The sequence below is a fragment of the Geobacter anodireducens genome (genome assembly GCA_001628815.1).
GTDB lineage: Bacteria > Desulfobacterota > Desulfuromonadia > Geobacterales > Geobacteraceae > Geobacter > Geobacter anodireducens.
In genome coordinates, this window is the sequence record CP014963.1 from 3,065,596 (window position 1) to 3,084,063 (window position 18,468).

The 18,468-nt window shown below is 66.7% G+C and carries 15 protein-coding genes, 4 pseudogenes and 2 other annotated features (1 of these 21 only partly in view); all 19 genes and pseudogenes read right to left on the reverse strand.

The window, feature by feature from the left end; translation table 11 throughout:
* Positions 1-9: 9 nt before the first annotated feature.
* The 19 genes and pseudogenes from A2G06_14075 to A2G06_14165 all read right to left on the reverse strand — a co-directional run bounded on the left by A2G06_14075 (position 10) and on the right by A2G06_14165 (position 18,163).
* Positions 10-2,379: a cobalamin biosynthesis protein CobQ gene (locus A2G06_14075; protein ID ANA41195.1), complete on the reverse strand. Its 2,370-nt coding sequence runs from the start codon at positions 2,377-2,379 to the stop codon at positions 10-12.
* 13 nt (positions 2,380-2,392) lie between these two features.
* Positions 2,393-3,447, reverse strand: a pseudogene (locus A2G06_14080) (cobalt-precorrin 5A hydrolase).
* 30 nt (positions 3,448-3,477) lie between these two features.
* Positions 3,478-4,272: a cobalt-precorrin-4 C(11)-methyltransferase gene (gene cbiF, locus A2G06_14085; protein ANA41196.1), complete on the reverse strand. Its 795-nt coding sequence runs from the start codon at positions 4,270-4,272 to the stop codon at positions 3,478-3,480.
* 30 nt (positions 4,273-4,302) lie between these two features.
* Entirely contained in the window at positions 4,303-5,013 is a 711-nt protein-coding gene (locus A2G06_14090) for a precorrin-2 C(20)-methyltransferase (protein ANA41197.1), read from the reverse strand.
* Entirely contained in the window at positions 5,010-6,227 is a 1,218-nt protein-coding gene (locus A2G06_14095) for a precorrin-6Y-methylase (protein ANA41198.1), read from the reverse strand. The genes A2G06_14090 and A2G06_14095 overlap by 4 nt, the downstream gene beginning before the upstream one ends.
* 44 nt (positions 6,228-6,271) lie before the next feature.
* Positions 6,272-7,360, reverse strand: a complete 1,089-nt coding sequence (locus tag A2G06_14100; protein ID ANA41699.1) for a cobalt-precorrin-6A synthase — start codon at positions 7,358-7,360, stop codon at positions 6,272-6,274.
* Positions 7,361-7,367: 7 nt separating this feature from the next.
* Positions 7,368-7,909 (reverse strand): annotated as a pseudogene (locus tag A2G06_14105) (hypothetical protein).
* Positions 7,909-8,549, reverse strand: a pseudogene (locus tag A2G06_14110) (precorrin-8X methylmutase). The pseudogenes A2G06_14105 and A2G06_14110 overlap by 1 nt, the downstream one beginning before the upstream one ends.
* Positions 8,549-8,932, reverse strand: coding sequence for a sirohydrochlorin cobaltochelatase (locus tag A2G06_14115; protein ANA41199.1), 384 nt, complete (start codon positions 8,930-8,932; stop codon positions 8,549-8,551). The pseudogene A2G06_14110 and the gene A2G06_14115 overlap by 1 nt, the downstream one beginning before the upstream one ends.
* A gap of 1 nt (position 8,933) precedes the next feature.
* Positions 8,934-9,773 (reverse strand): cobalt transporter ATP-binding subunit, encoded by an 840-nt coding sequence (gene cbiO, locus A2G06_14120; protein ID ANA41200.1) that lies wholly within the window; start codon positions 9,771-9,773, stop codon positions 8,934-8,936.
* Positions 9,770-10,525, reverse strand: coding sequence for a cobalt ECF transporter T component CbiQ (locus tag A2G06_14125; GenBank protein ANA41201.1), 756 nt, complete (start codon positions 10,523-10,525; stop codon positions 9,770-9,772). The genes cbiO and A2G06_14125 overlap by 4 nt, the downstream gene beginning before the upstream one ends.
* Positions 10,522-11,037 (reverse strand): hypothetical protein, encoded by a 516-nt coding sequence (locus A2G06_14130; GenBank protein ID ANA41202.1) that lies wholly within the window; start codon positions 11,035-11,037, stop codon positions 10,522-10,524. Before A2G06_14130 ends, A2G06_14125 begins: the two co-directional genes overlap by 4 nt.
* Positions 11,024-12,064 carry a cobalamin biosynthesis protein CbiM gene (locus tag A2G06_14135; protein ANA41203.1) on the reverse strand — a complete coding sequence of 347 codons (1,041 nt, stop codon included), beginning with the start codon at positions 12,062-12,064 and terminating at the stop codon, positions 11,024-11,026. Before A2G06_14135 ends, A2G06_14130 begins: the two co-directional genes overlap by 14 nt.
* Before the next feature lie 119 nt (positions 12,065-12,183).
* Positions 12,184-12,379: a binding site (cobalamin riboswitch), on the reverse strand.
* A complete protein-coding gene (locus A2G06_14140; protein ANA41204.1) occupies positions 12,372-13,679 on the reverse strand; it encodes a thiamine biosynthesis protein ThiC in 1,308 nt (435 codons plus the stop codon). It overlaps the preceding feature by 8 nt.
* Positions 13,676-15,070 (reverse strand): cobyrinic acid a,c-diamide synthase, encoded by a 1,395-nt coding sequence (locus A2G06_14145; GenBank protein ID ANA41205.1) that lies wholly within the window; start codon positions 15,068-15,070, stop codon positions 13,676-13,678. The genes A2G06_14140 and A2G06_14145 overlap by 4 nt, the downstream gene beginning before the upstream one ends.
* Before the next feature lie 3 nt (positions 15,071-15,073).
* Positions 15,074-15,676, reverse strand: coding sequence for an alpha-ribazole phosphatase (locus A2G06_14150; protein ID ANA41206.1), 603 nt, complete (start codon positions 15,674-15,676; stop codon positions 15,074-15,076).
* 139 nt (positions 15,677-15,815) lie between these two features.
* The gene (locus A2G06_14155) at positions 15,816-16,556 is read right to left on the reverse strand and encodes an adenosylcobinamide-GDP ribazoletransferase (GenBank protein ID ANA41207.1); all 741 of its coding nucleotides are present in this window, start codon (positions 16,554-16,556) and stop codon (positions 15,816-15,818) included.
* Positions 16,553-17,609: pseudogene (locus A2G06_14160) on the reverse strand (nicotinate-nucleotide--dimethylbenzimidazole phosphoribosyltransferase). The gene A2G06_14155 and the pseudogene A2G06_14160 overlap by 4 nt, the downstream one beginning before the upstream one ends.
* 35 nt (positions 17,610-17,644) lie before the next feature.
* The gene (locus A2G06_14165) at positions 17,645-18,163 is read right to left on the reverse strand and encodes an adenosylcobinamide kinase/adenosylcobinamide phosphate guanyltransferase (GenBank protein ID ANA41700.1); all 519 of its coding nucleotides are present in this window, start codon (positions 18,161-18,163) and stop codon (positions 17,645-17,647) included.
* Positions 18,164-18,251: 88 nt separating this feature from the next.
* Positions 18,252-18,468 (reverse strand) — a binding site (cobalamin riboswitch) (it continues 7 nt past the right edge of the window).

Here is an 18,468-nt window from a genome sequence, read left to right on the forward strand (position 1 = left end):
AAAAGACCACTACTCCGGCAACGTCCCGCCGAGGCCGCAGAGTTCCAGCATGCGGTCAATGTCCAAATGCTTCTCCAGGTGCGCGGCAAGCAAGTTGAAGGGATCGTCGCCCCCCTGCCCGGGCCGGCGCTCCGCCAGCCCCTTTGCCTTGCGCAGCCGGTTGAGGAACGAGGTACGGAACACGGCATTGTCGAAGATGCCGTGAAGATAGGTGCCGAACACCCGGCCGTCACTGGAGACGGCGCCGTCAAGCACCTCCACGGGCGCGCCGGAACGGCTCGTGATCCGGGCAAAGGGGCGGGCCGACGGACCGAGGATCGTCTCTCCCAGGTGGATTTCATAGCCGGCCAGCTCCCCCCGGCAGCGGGGCGCCACCAGAAACCCCGACGGCAGCAGTTCTGCCGCGGCCCGATGGGTGGACTTCTGCTCCAGCATCACCGTGACCACGTCCAGGAGCCCGAGCCCTTCGGCCTCGCGAATGTCCGACTCCACGGCGTGGGGATCGGCAACCCGCTTGCCGAGCATCTGGTACCCGCCGCAGATGCCGACGATGGGGCCGGTGAACGACTTGATCGCCGGGAACAGCCCCTGCTCCATGAGAAAGAAGAGATCGGCCGTGGTTGCCTTGCTCCCCGGGATAACGAGGAGATCGAGCCCCCGCAGGTGCTCTTCACCCTCCACGTACGTGAGCCGGACATCCGGCTCCGCCTCCAGGGCGTCGAAATCGGTGTAGTTGGAGATGCGCGACAGCTTCACCACGCCGATGTTCAGCCGCTCTGCCGCCGGATCCCGATCGCCGTTTTCCGCTTTCCGCTTTTCCAGGGCCACGCTGTCTTCCTCGGGGAGACGGAAGCCGCTGAAGCAGGGCACCACGCCCAAAACCGGCACACCGGTCCGCTCCTCGATGAAGCCGATGCCCGGCGCCAGGAGCGACGCATCGCCCCGGAACTTGTTGATGACCACGCCGGCGATCCGCTCGCGCTCAACCGGGTCAAGCAACTCCAGGGTGCCGACGATCTGGGCGAACACGCCGCCCCGGTCAATGTCTGCCACCAGCACGGCTTTGCAGCCGGCCATCTCCGCCACCTTCAGGTTGGCGATATCGTGACGCTTCAGGTTGATCTCGGCGATGCTGCCGGCCCCCTCGATCACCACCAGGTCGTGGGCGGCGGCGAGCCGCCCGAAGCTCTCGCGCACCTTTTCGAAGGCGCTGGGCTTGTAGTCGTTGTATTCCCGGACCGTCATGTTCCCCACCACCGCCCCCTGGACGATCACCTGGCTGCCGCAGTCGGTGGTCGGCTTCAGCAGTACGGGGTTCATGTCGGTGTGGGGCTCGATGCCGCAGGCCTCCGCCTGCACCGCCTGGGCCCGGCCGATCTCCCCGCCTTCCGGTGTAACGGCCGAGTTGAGGGCCATGTTCTGGGACTTGAACGGCGCCACGGAGAAGCCCCGGTTTTTCATGATGCGGCAGATACCGGCCGTAATGATCGACTTCCCCACGTCGGAGGCAGTGCCGACGATCATCAGGGACCGGGAATGTGAAATCGGGGACCGGGAATCCAGAATCCGAGACGGAGAATCTGCAACATGCCCATCGACTGAGTTCTTTTGCGTTTCCCCGGCCCCCGGCCCCTGGCCCCCGGTCCCGGCCTTGTAGCCCCGCGGCGTCACCATCCGGCCCTCCCGGTCCACGAAGGTGGCGGAGTTGCCGATGATGACCAGGGAAAACATGTCGATCTCATGGTCGAGCATTGCCGCCAGGGTGGTCACCACCCGGGACTCCCCCCCACGGCAGGCGTTGCGGACGATGCCCACCGGCGTGGTGGAGGCGCGGGCCGCCAGCAGGATCGTCCGTGCCTCCTCGATCTGCGTGACCCGCCCCTTGCTCCGGGGGTTGTAGAGGGCAACCACGAAATCGGCTGCCGCGGCGGCCACGAGCCGGCGCTCGATGGCATCCCAGGGGGTCAGGAGATCCGACAGGGAGATGACCGCAAAGTCGTGCATCAGCGGTGCGCCGAGGACGGAAGCCGCCGCCTGCACCGCCGACACCCCCGGCACCACCACGATCTCGGGAGGGGCCGTCATTGCTGCCGCAAGCTCCATGGCCAGGCCGGCCATGCCGTAGACCCCCGCGTCGCCGCTGGAGACGAGCGCCACGGTCTTCCCCGCAGCAGCGGCGTCCAGGGCCTCGCGGCAGCGGTCGACCTCCTTCATCATCCCCGAGGAGACAACCTCCTTGCCGTCAAGCAGTGGCTCGATGAACCCCAGGTAGGTTTTGTAGCCCACCACCACCTGGGCCCGCTCGATGGCTTCGGTGGCGTGGAACGTCATATGGTCGAGGTCGCCGGGACCGATCCCGACGACGTAGAGTATGGACATCACAAACCTCGTATCAGGCGATTTCAGCTATGGCCAGGGTCACGTTGCCGCTCTTGACCTTCTTGAGCAGAAGGCTCCCCCCGTTGGACGCGAGCACCGCCGACGGCTCGGCCACACCGGCGGCACCGATGGCCTCCAGGGCGTGGGCTGAAGGGGGCGACGGTACGGCCACGCCGTTCAACTCCTCGCTCTCGTAGAACCGGAGCTCGATGCCGTGGCGCGCGGCAAACCGGAGCAGCCCCTCTTCGCCGCGCTTGGCCATGGCCGAGCCGATGACCGCCACGCTCTTGAGGGCGAGAAAGAGGCGCTTGAACTGGACCGTGACGACCTCTTCGATCTCCTCGGCCGGGGTCCCGCTGTTACAGCCGATCCCCAGGGCCAGGTTCCGGGGGCGGAGGATCAGCAGGGCGTCGGACTGCGATTGGGGCGGCAGCCGGCGATTGGTGGCGAAGACGAATCCCTTGGCGCCACTCTGGAGGGCCTGCACAAAGGTATCGTGGAACGTGAGCCGAGCCTTGCCGCGGAAGTAGCTCCTGACCCGGTCCGTCGGGTCCACCACGGCGATTTCCTCCCCCTCCAGCACCAGGCGTTCAGCGTCTTGATACGGGAAAGGTCCTCGATGGCCCAGCCCGCCTCCTTGGCGAGCAGGTCGAAGGAGGGGAGGCCGTTTGCATCGGTGGCGGTGGTGATCACCTCGCGGGCCCCGGTGACGTGGGCGCAGCGGCAGGCCAGTTCGTTGGCCCCGCCCAGGTGGCCGGAAAGGAGCGACACGGCGAACCGCCCCCCTTCGTCCATGACCACCACTGCCGGATCCCTGTCCTTCGCCTCCAGGAGCGGCGCGATCATCCGCACCACGATGCCCGCCGCCATGATGAAGACGAAGCCCTTCACGTCCGGCCAGAGGCGCGCCACAAGCCCTTTCAAATCCCCGGCAAACGGCACGGCCCCCTTCCCGGCCTGGCCAGCGAACTTCTGGAGCACGTGGAGGTCAGCGGTGCCCAGTCCCTCCCGCAACTGGGCACCGAGCCGGGCACCGTTGCGGGTTATGGCGATGATGGCGATGCGCATGACGCCTGACCTCCTTTGCCGCGGGGAATGCTACGTGATAATCCCCGTGCGGAACTCGTGCGAGAATCCGCCGTCGTAGAGGAGCGACCGGGCCTTCAGCCCTTCCCGCCGCGCCTTCAGCACGTCCCCCACGAGGATGATCGCCTGTTTGCCGATGCCGGCGCTCCGCACCTTGTCGGCGACGTCGGCAAGGGTTCCCTCCACAGCCTGCTCGTCGGGCCAGGATGCCCGGGACACCACCGCCGCCGGAGTGGCCGGCGTGTAGGCCCCCTGGAGGAGTTCCGCCACCACCTGCTCGATCATGCCGACCGACAGGTAGATGACGAGCGTTGCCCCGATCCGGGCGATCTCCGCCAGCCGCTCCCGCTCGGGCACCGGGGTCCGACCGGCCAGCCGGGTGATGATGACCGTCTGGGACACCTCCGGCAGGGTCAGCTCCTGCTTCAGGGATGCCGCTGCGGCAAAGGCGCTCGTGACGCCGGGAACCACCCCGTAGCCGATGCCGAGCCGATCCAGTTCCGCCATCTGCTCCTGGATGGCCCCGTAGACGGAGGGGTCGCCGGTGTGGAGGCGCACGGCCCGCCGGCCGTCGGCCACGGCCCGGGCCAGGAGCGCCGTGGTCTCCTCCAGGGTCAGGGCGGCGGAGTCATGCACCTCGGCGTCGGGGGCGTAGGTGCGGACCAGTTCGCGGTCCACCAGACTCCCGGCATAGACCACCACCTGGGCCTCCCGCAGGAGCCGGGCACCCTTCACGGTGATCAGTTCGGCATCGCCGGGGCCGGCACCGACGAAGTGGACAATGGGGTTATCAGCGACAAATGACACGGGGGACAACCTTTCCAATGGCGTTCGGTGCTACTTCCTCACAATCAGCAGCGACAGGTAGTCGAGCTTCTCCCCCACGAGCCTCTCCAGATCGAACACCACCTCCTCGTCGGCGGAGCCGACCCGGCGCACGAAGACCCCGCACCGCTCCAGCCCCAGCTCCTTCAACAGGGCGTAGACCCGGTCGAAGACGCGGTTGACCTTCATGAGGACCACGGTGTCGTACCGGGCGAAGGTTTCGCGCAGTTCCGCATCCTCGTAGGTGGTGGGGAGGATGGCGATCCGCTCGGCAGCCATCCCCAGGGGTACACCGGCAACCGCGGCAGCGGCAGTAATGCTGGAAATTCCCGGTACGATCTCAACGGATAGTTCCGGATAGCGCTCCCGGAAGATGCGGTAGAGGTAGAGGAACGTGGAGTAGAGAAACGGATCGCCGATGGTTATGAACGCCACATCCCTGCCGTGCCGGACCCGCTCGGCCACCTGGGCGGCAGCCTCTTCCCAGAAGGCGTCGAGCCCCTCCTGGTCCTTGCGCATGGGAAAGACCAGGGGCAGCACCTCCTGGCGGGAGGGATCGATGAGATCCTCAACGATGGAGAGGGCATAGCTGGCGGCATCGGCGGCGCCGGTGGGGGCACAGATGACATCGGCCGAGCGGATGATCCGCTCGGCCTTCCGGGTCAGGAGTTCCGGGTCGCCGGGGCCGACCCCGACGGCGTAAATTTTGGCGAAACCGCTCATTCTTCGCCTTTCCATGCCGAGATGATGTAGACCGGGTTCTGGGCCTCGAACATCTTGTACTCGGTGAGCCCCCGGGTCTTGGCCACGTTGACGCACGCCACCTCCACCAGGTAGCCGTGGTCTTCCAGGAACTCCACCGCCTTGGTGAGGGTATCCAGGGTCACGGCGTTGAGGACGATGACCCCCTCGGGCTTGAGCCGGCGGTCCACGGCCTCGATGATCTCCTCCAGCATGCCGCCGGAGCCGCCGATGAAGACCCGGTCGGGGTCGGGCAGGTCATCGAGCCCCTCGGGGGCGAACGCCTCCACCAGCACCACGTTGCGGGCCACGAATTTCTTCAGGTTCTCCCGCAGGAAGGTCACGTACTGGGGATTGCGCTCCAGGGCGAAGAGCCGGCCGTTGGGCATGAGGTTGGACGCCTCGATGGATACCGAGCCGCTGCCCGCGCCGATGTCCCACATGACCAGGTCGTCCTGGAGCCGGAGCTTGGCCAGGGTGACGGCCCGCACCTCCTGCTTGGTGATCAGCTTCTTGGCCGTGGCGAACTCGTCGTCCGCGATGCCCATGACCGGGTACTGGGCCAGTTGGGGTTCCCACGCCTTCACGAGGATGAGGATGTTGAGTTCCGAGGCGGTAATGTCCAGCAGCCCCTTCACATCGGTGCGGGTGAACTTCTCGGCCGGCGTTCCCATGTCCTCGCAGAGCCACGCCTCGTACCCCTCGGCACCGCGCTCGATCAGTTCGCGGGCGATGGCTGCGGGGGTATTGACCTTGTCGGTGAGGACCGCCACCTTCTCGGCGGCCACGATCCGGTCCACGGCGGGCTTGAGACCCCGGCCGTGCACCGAGACGAAGATGGCGTCGTCCCAGGGCTCCTTGATCCGGGCGAAAGCGTATTGGACGCTCGTCACGTTGGGAAAGATCTCGATCCGGTCCTTGGAGAGATTGCGGAGCAGAAAGCGGGCGATGCCGAAAAAGTTGGGGTCCCCGGAGCCAAGGACGACAGTCCGCTTGTCGGTATTTTTCAGTTGCTCCAGAAGGATGGAGAGGTCGCCCAGTTCCTGCTTCTTCCCCTTGAACTCGGGAAAGGTGTCCAGGTGACGCCGGTGACCGATGAGAACCTCGGCCTCGTTGATGACTTCCAGGGCCTTGGAGCCGAACCCCTCCCACCCTTCGATGCCGGCGCCGACGAGATAGATTTTCTGATGAGGCATGGAGAAACCCCCTTTATGGCAAATTGCAGGACAGGGCGAATATTTTACCCGAAATATAGCACCGTTGAATCGTAGCCCGCCAGCAAAACCTTGATGCGCAGGGAAGGAGCCAGCAGCCGGGCCGCTTCCCGGGCCCGGCCGCAGACCAGCTCCATGAGGGCGGGGTCGTTGCCCGACGCCTCCAGCACCTGCCGGGCCGTGTTGGCGCCCACAACGAGCGGCGCCAGATGCGAGGCGGCAGGGGTGGCGTCAATCCATTCGGCCAGCAGCCGCAGGTCCAGCTCGGAGGAGGAAACATGGGTCTGCTCGTGGCCGCAGGCGATCTTCAGGAGCTTGGCAAACTGTCCCGCGAGAACCGCCTCCTCCACCCCCTTGCGCACACAGGCCCGGAGCGCGTATCCCACATGATCCCCCATCATCACATAGGCCTCTTCCGGCAAGGGTTTCCCGGCCAGGGCCCCCTGGGCCACCAGCTCGCTCGTCCGGCCGGTGGAGAGGACCAGGGTCCGGCAGCCGCAGGCCAGGGCCACGTCGATGGCGGCGTCGAGGGTGTCGGTCCAGGCCTTGGCCGAGATGGGCCGGACGATGCCGGTGGTGCCGAGGATGGAGAGCCCCCCCACGATGCCCAGCCGGGCATTGAGGGTCTTTTGCGCCAGTTCTTCGCCATTGGGAATGGAGACGGTGACCGTGAGGATCTGGGGAAGGCAGGCCACCGAGAACTCGGCCTTGACCGCCTCGGTGATCATGCGCATGGGCACGGGGTTGATGGCAGGCTCACCCACCGGCACGGCAAGCCCCGGCTTGGTCATCGTCCCCACCCCGCGGCCGCCGGTGACAAAGACCATGGTCCGGGCGGCGGGCCGGTTGAGGGGCTCGCGCCGGACGGTAACGTGGATTTCGGCGCCGTTGGTCACGTCCGGGTCGTCGCCGGCATCCTTCACCACGTGGCAGGTGGCCCAGGTTTCGGTAAACTCCTGGCCGTGGAGACGAAAGGCCACCCGTTCCCCCCGGGGGAGGACGATCTCGGCCTCGTCCGCCAGTTCCTGGCGCCGGAGCATCCGGGCCGCTCCGGCAGCAGCGGCAGCGGCGCAGGCACCGGTGGTGTAGCCGTGGCGAAGCTCCCGGCCGGACACGGCCACCCTACCCCAGGACCGCCGGCAGGGGAGCGCCCGACGCCAGCATGGCCAGGGCCCGTTCCCGCAGCTCGCCCTTGCCCAGCTCTTCCTTGCCCACCACTTCCTCCACGTCGATCCGCACGATAACGGTGATGGCCAGCTTTTCCTCCGGGTAGGAACCCCAGGTGCCGCCGGGCTGGTATTTGCGCATGAGAGCGTCCAAGGCCAGCACCTTCTCGGCCGGCTCCTCAACCAGCCGCGCCCTGCCCCGCATGATCACGCTGCGGTAGAGATACTCGGCCCGACAGGGGGTCTCCGTCGTTCCCTGCACATAGGCGATGGGCAGGTCCACCTCGAAGCAGACCCGGTCCTCGTGGCGGATATCGTCGAGCTTCTCCCTTCCAGGGCGCAGTGGAAATAGATCCGTCCCTCGTGCCAGGCAAAGTTGAGGGGCTTGATCCGGGGCCAGCCGTCGGCGCCCAGGGTGCCGAGCCGCCCCACGTGGCAGGTGTCGAGCATCCGGCGGATGACGCCGAAATCGGTGATTCGCTTGTTGGCTTTGCGCATTACCCCTCCAGAGCCAGGATGAGCAGGGCGTTCACCACCGCCGCCGCCACGTTGGACCCCCCCTTGCGCCCCCGGTTGGTAATGAAGGGGACTTCCGGGACCTCATGCTCCAGGGCCAGGAGCGCCTCCTTGCTCTCGGCGGCCCCAACGAACCCCACCGGCAAGCCCACCACCAGGTCGGGGCGCAGACCCTCCTCCCGCACCAGGCGGATCAGCTCGAAGAGGGCCGTGGGTGCGTTGCCGATGACGAAGATGCCGTTGCCCCGGTCCGACGCCCCCGCACGCAGAGCCAGGATGGAGCGGGTGATCCCCTGCTCCCGGGCCCGGCGCGCCACGTCGGGGTCGGCCACGAAACAGGAGACGGAGATGCCGAATCGCTCCAGGCGAGGCTTGGCAATGCCCGACAGGGCCATGGTGGTGTCGGTGACGATGCCTCTTCCCGCCTTGAGCGCGGCCAGGGCGCGCGGCACGGCGTCGGGGGAGAAGGCCATGCTCCGGCATAGTCGAAATCGGCGGAGGTATGGATGGCGCGGCGCACCACCGGCCACTGGTCCGGCCCCCAGGAGTGGGAGCCCGCTTCGGCATCGATGATCCGGAACGACTCGGCCTCGATCTCCTCGGGGCGGAGGTGGACCGACATCAGCGCCACCCCGTGGCGGCGAGGGCTTCGGCGATCCGGTCCGCCGCCACCTCGGCCAGCTTGCGGTGCACGCCCAGATGCCCTCCCATGGCGAACTCCACGGCAGGGTAACGGGTGCGGGCCTCGGCCATCTCCTCGGGGAGGTCCTCCTGCACGTGGGCACCCACGAAGAGGAAGTAGGGCATCAGCAGAACCCGCTCCGCGCCTTGGGCCACGCAGGCATCGATCCCCTGCTGGATGTTCGGCAGGTGCTGCTCCCGGAACGATACCTCCACGATCTCGAATCCGGTCATTTCCTTCACCATGACGGCAATCTCCCGCACGGCGCCGTTCGCCTCGGGGATGCGGCTGCCGTGGGCCATCAACAGTATAGCAGTCTTCATGTCAACTCCTTGTGGTTTCAATCAATTCCATGATGTCCCGCCGGGCCTCGCCGATGGTGAGAGGCGTGCGCCGGAACGGGACACCATCTTCGTGCTTCAGGCGGTGGATGAGCTCGGCTATGTGGGGAAGCCGCAGCTTGACGCTCTCCATCTCGGCCGGGGCGGTGAAGACCTCCTCGGGCGGCCCGCCGCGAACGATCCGCCCCCGACTCAGGATGTGGAGCCGGTGGAGAAACAGGGGCACCAGATCGACGCTGTGGGTCGCCATGACGATGGTCACCCCCTCCTGCCGGTTGAGCCGCGTAAGCAGCTCCATCATCCGGTACTCCCCCATGGGATCGAGGCCGGCGGTGGGTTCGTCCATGAGGAGCACCTCATGCCCCATGGCCAGGAGCCCGGCGATGCAGGCGCGCTTTTTCTGGCCGTAGCTCAGGTGATGGATCTGCTTGGCCGCGACCCCCGCCAGGTCCACGGCATCCAGGGCCCGCTCCACCCGCGCCTTGACCTCGGCCTCGGCAAATCCCATGTTGCGGGGGCCGAAGGCCACATCCTCGAAGACCGTGTGGGCGAACAACTGATCGTCCGGGTTCTGGAACACGAGCCCGACCGTGCGGTAGATATCCTTCGGCTGGAGGCTCCGCACATCCCGGCCGGCCAAGAGCACGCTGCCGTCGTACTCCCTGATCAGCCCGTCCATGATCTTGAGCAGCGTCGTCTTGCCCGAGCCGTTGGAGCCGAGGATACCGCAAAACTCTCCCCGCGCCACCTGGAAACGGATATCCGACAGGGCCACGGTGCCGTCGGGGTAGGCATAGGTCCTCAGGTCCACTGAAAACCTCACTGCATCCCCCAGAGGGTTCCCATGGCCACCACGAAGAGGGCGGACAGAACCACCTCGGCCGGCCGGAACGGACGGTGCCTGAACAGCGGCAGGTTCCCGTCGTACCCTCGCTGGACCATGGCGGTGGTAATGGTCTGGCTGTTGTCGAAGGCCTTGAGAACCAGGGCGCCGGCCAGGGTGCCGAAGGAGCGCATCCCCCGGCGCAGCCCGCTGTAGCCCAGGCGATTCCGCTGGGCCGCGTGGATCACCTGGGCGTCGTCCAAGAGCAGGAACAGGTAGCGCCAGGCGAACAGCGCCACCTCGATGAAGCTGCGCGGCACCCTCAGCCATGCCAGGGCAGCCATCAGGTCGGTGAACGAGGTGGAGAAGCCGACCGCCGATACAACCGACACGGCGGCGGCAATGCGGCCGGCGATGAGGAGCCCTTCCCGCAGCCCCTCCCGGTATGCGGTAAGCTCCAGCCAGGGCAACTGGAGCGTTAAAAGCGGCGTGCCGCCGCTGAAGAAGAGCTTGAGCAGGAGGACCACGACGGCGATGAAAGCCGGTTCCGCAAAGCGGAGCAGGATCAGGCGGAGCGGCACCCCCAGCGAGACGACGATCCCCAGGGAGAGGATCGCTGCCAGCAGCGGGAACAGACCGCCGGTACAGCTGATGACCATGACGAGCAGCGCCCCGGCCGTCAGGAGCTTGACCCGCGGGTCGAGCCGCGACAGGGGATGATCGGCCGGAGACGCGCTGAGGACGTGCTTCATTCGGCAATTCCCTCCGCCGCCATGTAGTCGCGGAGCCGGGTGGCATGATCGCGGTCGTCGTTGTTCAACGTCTGAAACACCTTGAGGGTCCAGGAGGGAGCCCGGCTTTCCATGGCCCGCTGGTAGTGGAGCTCGCCCGCCGACTCCTCAAGGACGAGGGCGGTCCGAAAGGCCTCCTCCCGGCTGGGAGGGGTCTGTTCGTAGCGGTCGAACAGGCTTTCCAGCTCCCGGTTCTTCTCCACCAGGGGTTCGAGGGATTCGGGCAGGAGCTCCCGGGGGAACCTCCCCTCGGGCAGGAAAAGACGGCGACCGTTTCGCAGGAGGTTCGCGTGATTCTCCTCCTCGATGGAGAGCGCCTGCCAGAACTCGCCGTCATCGGGGAAAAGGTCCTGGAACAGGGCGTAGAGCCGGGATGCGTTGAGCTCCAGCGCGATCGCCTCGTTCACGAGCCGCACCAGCTCTTCGATCTCGCGGTCAGTGCCCTGGACCCAGGAGGTTTCAAGTATTGTCATCGTACGTTCTCCGTTCCGCCACCAGCATACGCCAGAAATAGCCCGCCGCAAAGCCCCCGACCGTGCCGGCCAGCAGAAAAACGAAGAGAAGCAGGTCACCCTGGTCGGTATTGATGAGAGGGGCCCGCGGTTCGCGGCCGTGTTCCGCGGCAACCTTTTCCACCACGGTCTCGTCAACGCCCGGCCATTTTTCCGATGCGCGCGACGGTCCCGCCACAAGGAGCGAGGCGAGCAGGCAGAACAGCGCCAGCATGGCCACGGTTGCCCGGCGGGGACCGCCCCCCGGGCCACCGGCATCGACCACCCCCATTTTCGCCAGCAGATCGGGGCGCTTGCGGTGGAGCAGGACCACCATGCCGGCGGTCATGGCCCCTTCCAGCACGCCGAGGGGGAGCTGAGTCGGTACGAAGGCGGCAACGACCTTGAAAAACAGCGGGTAAAACGGCTCACTCCCGCGCACGCCCGAGGCCAGCTCCAGGGCAGTGGTCAGGTAAGTGGCCCAATCGGCCAGCAGCCCGGCGACAAAGGCGGCCACCGCAAGACCCGCGCCCAGCCGGCGCATCCCCCGGAAGACGAACCAGCCGGCAAAGGAGCCCGCCACCCCCATGGACACCACGTCGGCGCCGAGGGTCGAAATCCCGCCGTGGGCCAGAAAGAGGGCCTGGATGAGGAGCGCCACCGTGGTGATGACCACGCTGACCAGAGGTCCCACCAGGATCGCGGCGATCCCCGTGCCGCAGGGATGGGAGCAGGTACCGGCGGTGGGCACCGGGATCGGCATGCAGGAGATGATGAAGACCACCGCCGCCATGAGTCCCACCAGGGGCTTGAAGGAGAGATCATGGCGAGACAGCTCGTTCACCCGCCGTATGCCCAGGGCCAGAAAGGGTGCCGCCACGGCGAACCAGAGCGCCGCCCACCCCAGGGGGAGGATCCCCTCCGAGATGTGCATGGCGTGGGCGGGACCGGCCAGCAGCGTTGCGCCAAGGATTGCCGAACCGGCAGCATACAAGGTAATGCGTTTCATTGCGTGCTCCTTATGAAGTCATGTTCCGTCGCCGTTCTTGCCCTCGCGTGCCGGAACAACCTCATAGCCGCAGTGGATATGCTCTGCTCCCCATACAACCTCCCTTCCCCTCGGTCGGAGTGTGTTGTCGCCTTCCAGCCAGGTCTCCTGGCTCGGGGATCATCCCGTCTGCCGCGCCTTCCCGTCCCTTCGGACAGTGGCATCAATGCGGCAGCGGTCCCCCCTCACAGTTGCGGGGCAGCACCGGTATTGCACCGGTTTCCCTTACGCCGGAAGGATGCTTCTTCAGATTGAAACTGCCTGCGCTCTACACCTTGTCCCCCCGCAGATCGCCGGCAAACAGCCTGCCTGCCCCCCGGGAGGCGCAGAAGTCGCCGCACATGGTACAGGTGGCCTCGTCCTCGGGGGTGCGGCTGGCCCGGATCGCCCGGGCGTCCTCCGGATAGAGGGCCAGCTCGAACTGCCTCTGCCAGTCCAGGTCGCGACGGGCCTTGCTCATCTCCCGATCCCGCTCGCGCCCCTTGTCGGGGTACTTGTTCATGTCGCCGATGTAGGCGGCGACCCGGGCCGCCTTTACCCCCTGGCGGACGTCCTCTTCGTTGGGAAGGGCCAGGTGCTCGGCCGGGGTGATGTAGCAGATCAGGTCGGCGCCGAAGCGGCTCGACTGGGCCGCGCCAATGGCGGCGGTGATGTGGTCGAAGCCGGGAGCCACATCGGTGGAGATGGGCCCGAGCATGTAGTAGGGTGCGCCGCCGCTCATCCGCTTCTGGAGCTGGATGTTCCCCTCCACCTCGTCCAGGGGGACGTGGCCCGGCCCCTCCACCAGCATCTGGCAGCCCATCTCGCGCCCCATCTCGGCCAGTTCGCAGTTGATCAGCAGCTCCTGGATCTGGGCCCGGTCCGATGAATCGTGGATGGCGCCGGCCCGCAGGCCGTTGCCCAGGGAAAGGACCGTGTCGTATTTCTTCAGGATGCCGACCACCCGGTCGAACTGTTCGTAGAGGGGATTCTCGCGGCCGTTGGCCATCATCCAGCCCACCATGCTCACCCCTCCTTTGGAGACCAGGCCGCCATAGCGGTACCCCTGGCGACGGAGCCGCTCGATGGTGTAAAGGTTGATGCCGCAGTGGACCGCCATGAAGGCCATGCCGTCGGCGCACTGGCGCTCGATCAGGTCGAAGAGCATCTCCGGGTCGAGCCGGTTGGGGTCGCCGTATGTTCTCGCCGCCTCGCAGAAAGCCTGGTAGAGCGGGACGTTCCCCACCGGCAGGTCTACGGCCGCGATGACCTCGCGCCTGACCCGGTCCAGGTCGCCGCCCACGGACAGCTCCATGAGGGTATCGGCGCCGGACTCCCGGGCGGCCCGGGCCTTGCGCACCTCGGCCTCGTAGTCGACGATGTCCGAGGAGGTGCCGATGGAGGCATTCACCTTGGTCCGCAGTCCCTTGCCGATGCCGACCGCCTTTGGTGCGCGTACGTGGTTCCAGGGGATGACGACCTTCCCCTCGGCCACCATCAGGCGGACATACTCGGGGGAGACGTGCTCCTCCACGGCCACGGCCGCCATCTGGGGAGTGATGATGCCCTCGCGGGCCTGTTCGATCTGGGTTTTCACGCACTGCTCCTTGTGGCGTATGATCTGCAGCGTGCCACGAACGACGCGGCCAGTTCCGGGTTGCTCCCGAAGTGGAGGTGGACGTAGGAGGCAAGACAGTTGCGGTAACGGTATCCTTCCATCCCCAGGTCGACCGGGCCCCGGCGGACCCGGTAGGCCCGCTCCACGCCGGCGGGCATCTCTTCCATCTCCGAGTAGTGGAACTCGTGTCCCCGGGCTTGGGTGCCGGCGGGACCGATGATGGTGTCGACCGCCAGTTCCACCTCGCGATAGCCGAGGGCCTTGCGGCGGGGAAGCATCCGGGTGGCCACCGGGAATATCCCCACGAACTCGTGGAGCGATTCAGGCTCCCCGGCGCTGTCCGTAACCCCGCGCGTCAGGTAGATGAAACCGCCGCACTCGGCATAGACCGGCATCCCCTCGTCCACGGCCCGGGCCAGGGACTCCTTCATCCTGTTGTTGGCCGCCAGGGCATCGGCAAAGACCTCTGGGTAGCCGCCCGGCAGGTAGACCCCGGCCACGTCGTCCGGCAGGCGCTCGTCCCGCAGGGGGGAAAAGGTGACTATCTCGGCGCCGGCGCGGCGCAGCAGGCAGAGGTTGTCCTCGTAGACGAAGCAAAAGGCCTCGTCCCGGGCCACTGCCAGCCGCACCGGTCCCGCCGGGGTCCGGCAGGGAATCGGCTCCGCGCGGGGCACGGGCGCGTCCAGGGGGTTGGCCGCCCCCCAGAGCAGCCCCAGGTCCACCCGGTCGCGGATCACTTCCACCAGGTGATCCAGGAACTCATCCGACAGGGGATGCTCCTCAGCCGTGAAAAGCCCCAGGTGGCGCGCGGGGATGTGCAGCCCGTCGTCCCGGGGGATGCAGCCGAACACCTTCAGTTCCGGCAGGGCCTGGGCCATCGCCTCACGGAGGATGCGCTCGTGGCTGTCGCCGGCCACGTTATTGAAGATGACCCCGGCCACCCGCACCGAGGGGTCGAATTCGGCGAAACCCTTGAGGATGGCGGCGGCGCTGCGGGCCAGTCCCCGGGCGTCCACCACCAGAACCACCGGCGCGCCGGTCAGCCGGGCCACCTGGGCCGTGCTCCCCTCGTCGGCGGTCCCGCCGAACCCGTCGAAGAGTCCCATGACTCCCTCGATGATGGCCATGTCGGCGTTGAGGGCGTGGTGGGCAAAGGATGCCCGGACAAACTCGGGGGGACAGATCCAGCCGTCCAGGTTGGCCGAGGGGAGGCCCGTCACCAGCCGGTGGTAGCCCGGGTCGATGAAGTCGGGGCCCACCTTGAAGGGCGCCACGGTAAGGCCGCGCCGCCGGAAGCACTCCATGATGCCCACGGTGATGGTTGTCTTGCCGGAGCCGCTGTGCGGGGCGGCGATAACGATCGATTTCATGGTTTACCCGTTCACCAGCTTCACCACTGCACGGCCGTCCTCGAAGTAGTCGATGATGTTCATGCAGCAGTAGGTCTGCTCTATGGAAAAGAGGTTGGCCAGGGGCGCGCCGATGGCCTCCAGGAGAATGATCCGGTTCACGCCGCCGTGGGCCACCACCAGGACGTCTTCCCCCCGATGCCGCTCCACGATGGCATTGACCGCGGGCATGACCCGGGCCCGGACGTCCAGCAGGTTCTCCCCCCCCGGCACCCGGTAGCCTTCCAGGTCGTTGAGCCGCGCCTGCCACTGGTGGGGATAGCGGTCCTGGAGCTCCTGCCAGCTCTTCGCCTCCCATTCGCCCATGCAGATTTCCCGCAGTTCCGGGTGGCGCTGCGGCTGAACGTTCAGGTGGGCGGCCAGGGACTCGGCCCCCCAGACGCAGCGGGTAAGGTCGCTGGTATAGCAGGCGGCGATCCGAACCCCGTCGAACCGCTTGCGGAGCTCCAGATACTGGGCCTTGCCCCGCTCGGAGAGGCCCACGTCGTTGTGTCCGTTGTAGCGGGGGACGCCGGCCCCCTCCACTTCGCCGTGACGGATGAGATAGATGCGTGTTTTGCGTGTCATGTTCCGTTCCTGAGAGGGAAATATCCCTGTTGTTCGTAGTCGGGCAGCCTCACGGCATGCCCCTGTTTCATATTCCTGCGCGGGTGCTCCTGGGAAGGAATCACGGGGAGCATGGAAGGAACGCACCCGTACGGGACTGTCAGATCCGCTGCAAAGCCAGGATGGCCAGCAGGCAGAGGATCTCGTTCAGTTCGCTGGCACAGCCGATGACATCACCGGTGACCCCGCCGAGATGCCGGTGGAACCACCACCGGAACCCGCCGGTGAAGAGAACGGACGCGGCGAGTAGGGCCATGCCCGGCGGGCCAAGCAGCACCCAGGCTGCAACGGCCATGATCGTGCCGGCCGCCACCAGGTGGAACACCCCGGCTCCGGCGATGAAGGCGGCGCCGAGGCCGTCCTGCCGGGCGCGGTTGGCGCCCACGGTCATCTGCACCTGGGCGTAGCGGGCCACGGCGGGAAAAAGCAAGAGCGCCTGACGCTTCAAGTCGTCCGGCACCGCCAGGAGAGCCTGGTACTTGAGCGCCAGCCCGAGCACGAGCCCCACCACCCCCACGGCACCCACCCGGGAATCCTTCATGACTGCCAGGAAACGCTCCCTGCCGCCACGGGCCGCCAGCCCGTCGCAGACATCGGCCAGGCCGTCCAGGTGCAGCGCGCCGGTTACCCCGGCCAGCAGCGCCACCAGCAAAAGGTCGCTGACCGACCGCGGCAACACCGCCGCCAGGAGCATGTCGGCCCCGGCCAGCAGTGCTCCCAGGGTGAGCCCCGCCAGGGGGAAGAAGGCCATGGAGCGTCCCAGGGCACGTTCGTCCCAGCGCAGCCGGAACGGCAGCGGAACAACGGTCAGGAACTGAAGGGCGATGAAACAGAGTCTCAATAGTCCCCTTCCGCTACACCCGCTTCCTCGAAGGTGGCCATTTCCGTCAAAATCCTGACCCCAGCTTCGATGAGTCCCATGGCCAGGGCACCGCCGGTCCCCTCGCCGAGGCGCATCTGGAGGTCCAGGATCGGTGCGGCGCCGATGCGGTCGAGCATGGCCCGGTGCCCCACTTCCACCGACTGGTGGGCCGCAAAGAGGTAATCCCGCACATGGGGATTGAGCTCGCAGGCCACCAGAGCCCCGGCCGTGGAGATGAAGCCGTCCACCACCACGGGCAGCCGGTTTGCGGCGCAGCGAGGATCAGGCCGGCGATGCCGGCGATCTCCAGTCCTCCGACTTTTGCCAGCACATCGATGGGATCTTTCGGATCGGGTTGGTTCAGGGCCAGCCCCGCCTCGATGACCCGGACCTTGTTGGCAAGGGCCCCATCGCCGATGCCGGTCCCCCGGTGGGTCACCGCCGGGACCGGCAGCCCCGAGAACGCGGCGATGATGGCAGCCGACGGCGTGGTATTGCCGATGCCCATCTCGCCGGTGCCGACCAGGGCGACCCCCTCCTGCTTAGCCTCGTTCGCCAAGCCGATCCCCACCTCCAGGGCAGCCACCGCCTCCTCCCGGGTCATGGCCGGGCCCTGGGCGAAATTGCGGGTGCCCCGGGCAACCTTCCGGACGATGAGGCCGGGGGTGTCGCCGAAATCGTGATCGACCCCGATGTCGACCACCCGCACCTGGCTCCCACGTGGCGGGCGAGCACGTTGATCCCTGCACCGCCCTTCAGGAAGTTGTAGACCATCTGGGGGGTCACTTCCCGGGGAAAGGCCGACACGCCCTCGTCGGTCACGCCATGATCGCCGGCAAAGGTGAAGACCACCTTCTTCTCCGTATCGGGCGCAAGGCTGCCGGTGATGGCCGCCATACGCCGAGCGAACTCCTCCAGTCGTCCCAGGGAGCCGACGGGCTTGGTTTTGTTGTCGAGCCGCGCCTGGGCCTGGGCCATGAGTTCGGCATCTACGGGACATATTTTTGACAGGGCTTCGGTCAGCAGCGTCATGCAGTACCTCGTCTTTCAGGATTGTCTTTCAGGATTCATTTGAGGCGCAGCGGGAGTCCGCTGAACGTCACGTAGACTTCGTCGGCCGCGGCGGCGATCCGCTCGTTGGCCTCGCCGGCCAGGTCACGGAACTGCCGCGCCAGCCGGTTCTCCGGCACGATCCCCATGCCCACCTCGTTGGATACGATGATGAGCGGGGTCCGGAGGGAAGGGAATGTCCGCGTCAATGTTTCGACTTCATCGAGCACACGGGCTGGATCGTCCAGGGAAAAGAGGAGATTGGAGAGCCAGAGGGTGACGCAATCCACGAGAACCGCGGCAAACCGGCCGTCCTGGGCCGCCAGGGCCTCGGCCAGGGCCAGGGGTTCTTCGATGGTGGTCCAGGCATCGCCGCGGCGCGCCCGGTGCCGGGCGATCCGTTCGGCCATTTCCCCGTCGCCGGCAGAGCCGGTGGCCAGGTAGCCGAGGGGAGCACCCAACCGGGCCGCCAGTTCCTCGGCCAAGCGGCTTTTGCCGCTGCGGGCGCCGCCCGTTATGAAAATGATCTGTGCCATGAATGAAAAACCCCGCCTCCTGACAAGGGGGCGGGGCTCGAATACCGTGGCTGAATTGACGATGGCTTCGGCACCTCTTCCTCGGAGGCCGCTGCTCATGCGTTCGGGCAGGTTTCCTGGCTCACGGATCAATTTACTCGCCGCGCCTTCCCGGAAGAAGACGTATTTCACGCCTTCACATCAACAAGGACTCCAGTGGCATTGCTGCGGCTTTCATCACCGTTCACAGTTGCGGGACAGCAAGGGATTCTCACCCTTTTCCCTTTTACCTTCCACCGTGGGAGTGGAAGCACCTGAACGCTTGA

What these genes read in the sequence shown, in the direction of transcription:
- A2G06_14115 (ANA41199.1), bottom strand. Translation starts at nt 8,932, where the DNA reads ATGAAGACTGCTATACTGTTGATGGCCCACGGCAGCCGCATCCCCGAG.
- A2G06_14125 (ANA41201.1), bottom strand. Translation starts at nt 10,525, where the DNA reads ATGAAGCACGTCCTCAGCGCGTCTCCGGCCGATCATCCCCTGTCGCGG.
- A2G06_14135 (ANA41203.1), bottom strand. Translation starts at nt 12,064, where the DNA reads ATGAAACGCATTACCTTGTATGCTGCCGGTTCGGCAATCCTTGGCGCA.
- A2G06_14075 (ANA41195.1), bottom strand. Translation starts at nt 2,379, where the DNA reads ATGTCCATACTCTACGTCGTCGGGATCGGTCCCGGCGACCTCGACCAT.
- A2G06_14165 (ANA41700.1), bottom strand. Translation starts at nt 18,163, where the DNA reads ATGGCACAGATCATTTTCATAACGGGCGGCGCCCGCAGCGGCAAAAGC.
- A2G06_14130 (ANA41202.1), bottom strand. Translation starts at nt 11,037, where the DNA reads ATGACAATACTTGAAACCTCCTGGGTCCAGGGCACTGACCGCGAGATC.
- A2G06_14095 (ANA41198.1), bottom strand. Translation starts at nt 6,227, where the DNA reads ATGCCTCATCAGAAAATCTATCTCGTCGGCGCCGGCATCGAAGGGTGG.
- A2G06_14090 (ANA41197.1), bottom strand. Translation starts at nt 5,013, where the DNA reads ATGAGCGGTTTCGCCAAAATTTACGCCGTCGGGGTCGGCCCCGGCGAC.
- A2G06_14145 (ANA41205.1), bottom strand. Translation starts at nt 15,070, where the DNA reads ATGAAATCGATCGTTATCGCCGCCCCGCACAGCGGCTCCGGCAAGACA.
- A2G06_14150 (ANA41206.1), bottom strand. Translation starts at nt 15,676, where the DNA reads ATGACACGCAAAACACGCATCTATCTCATCCGTCACGGCGAAGTGGAG.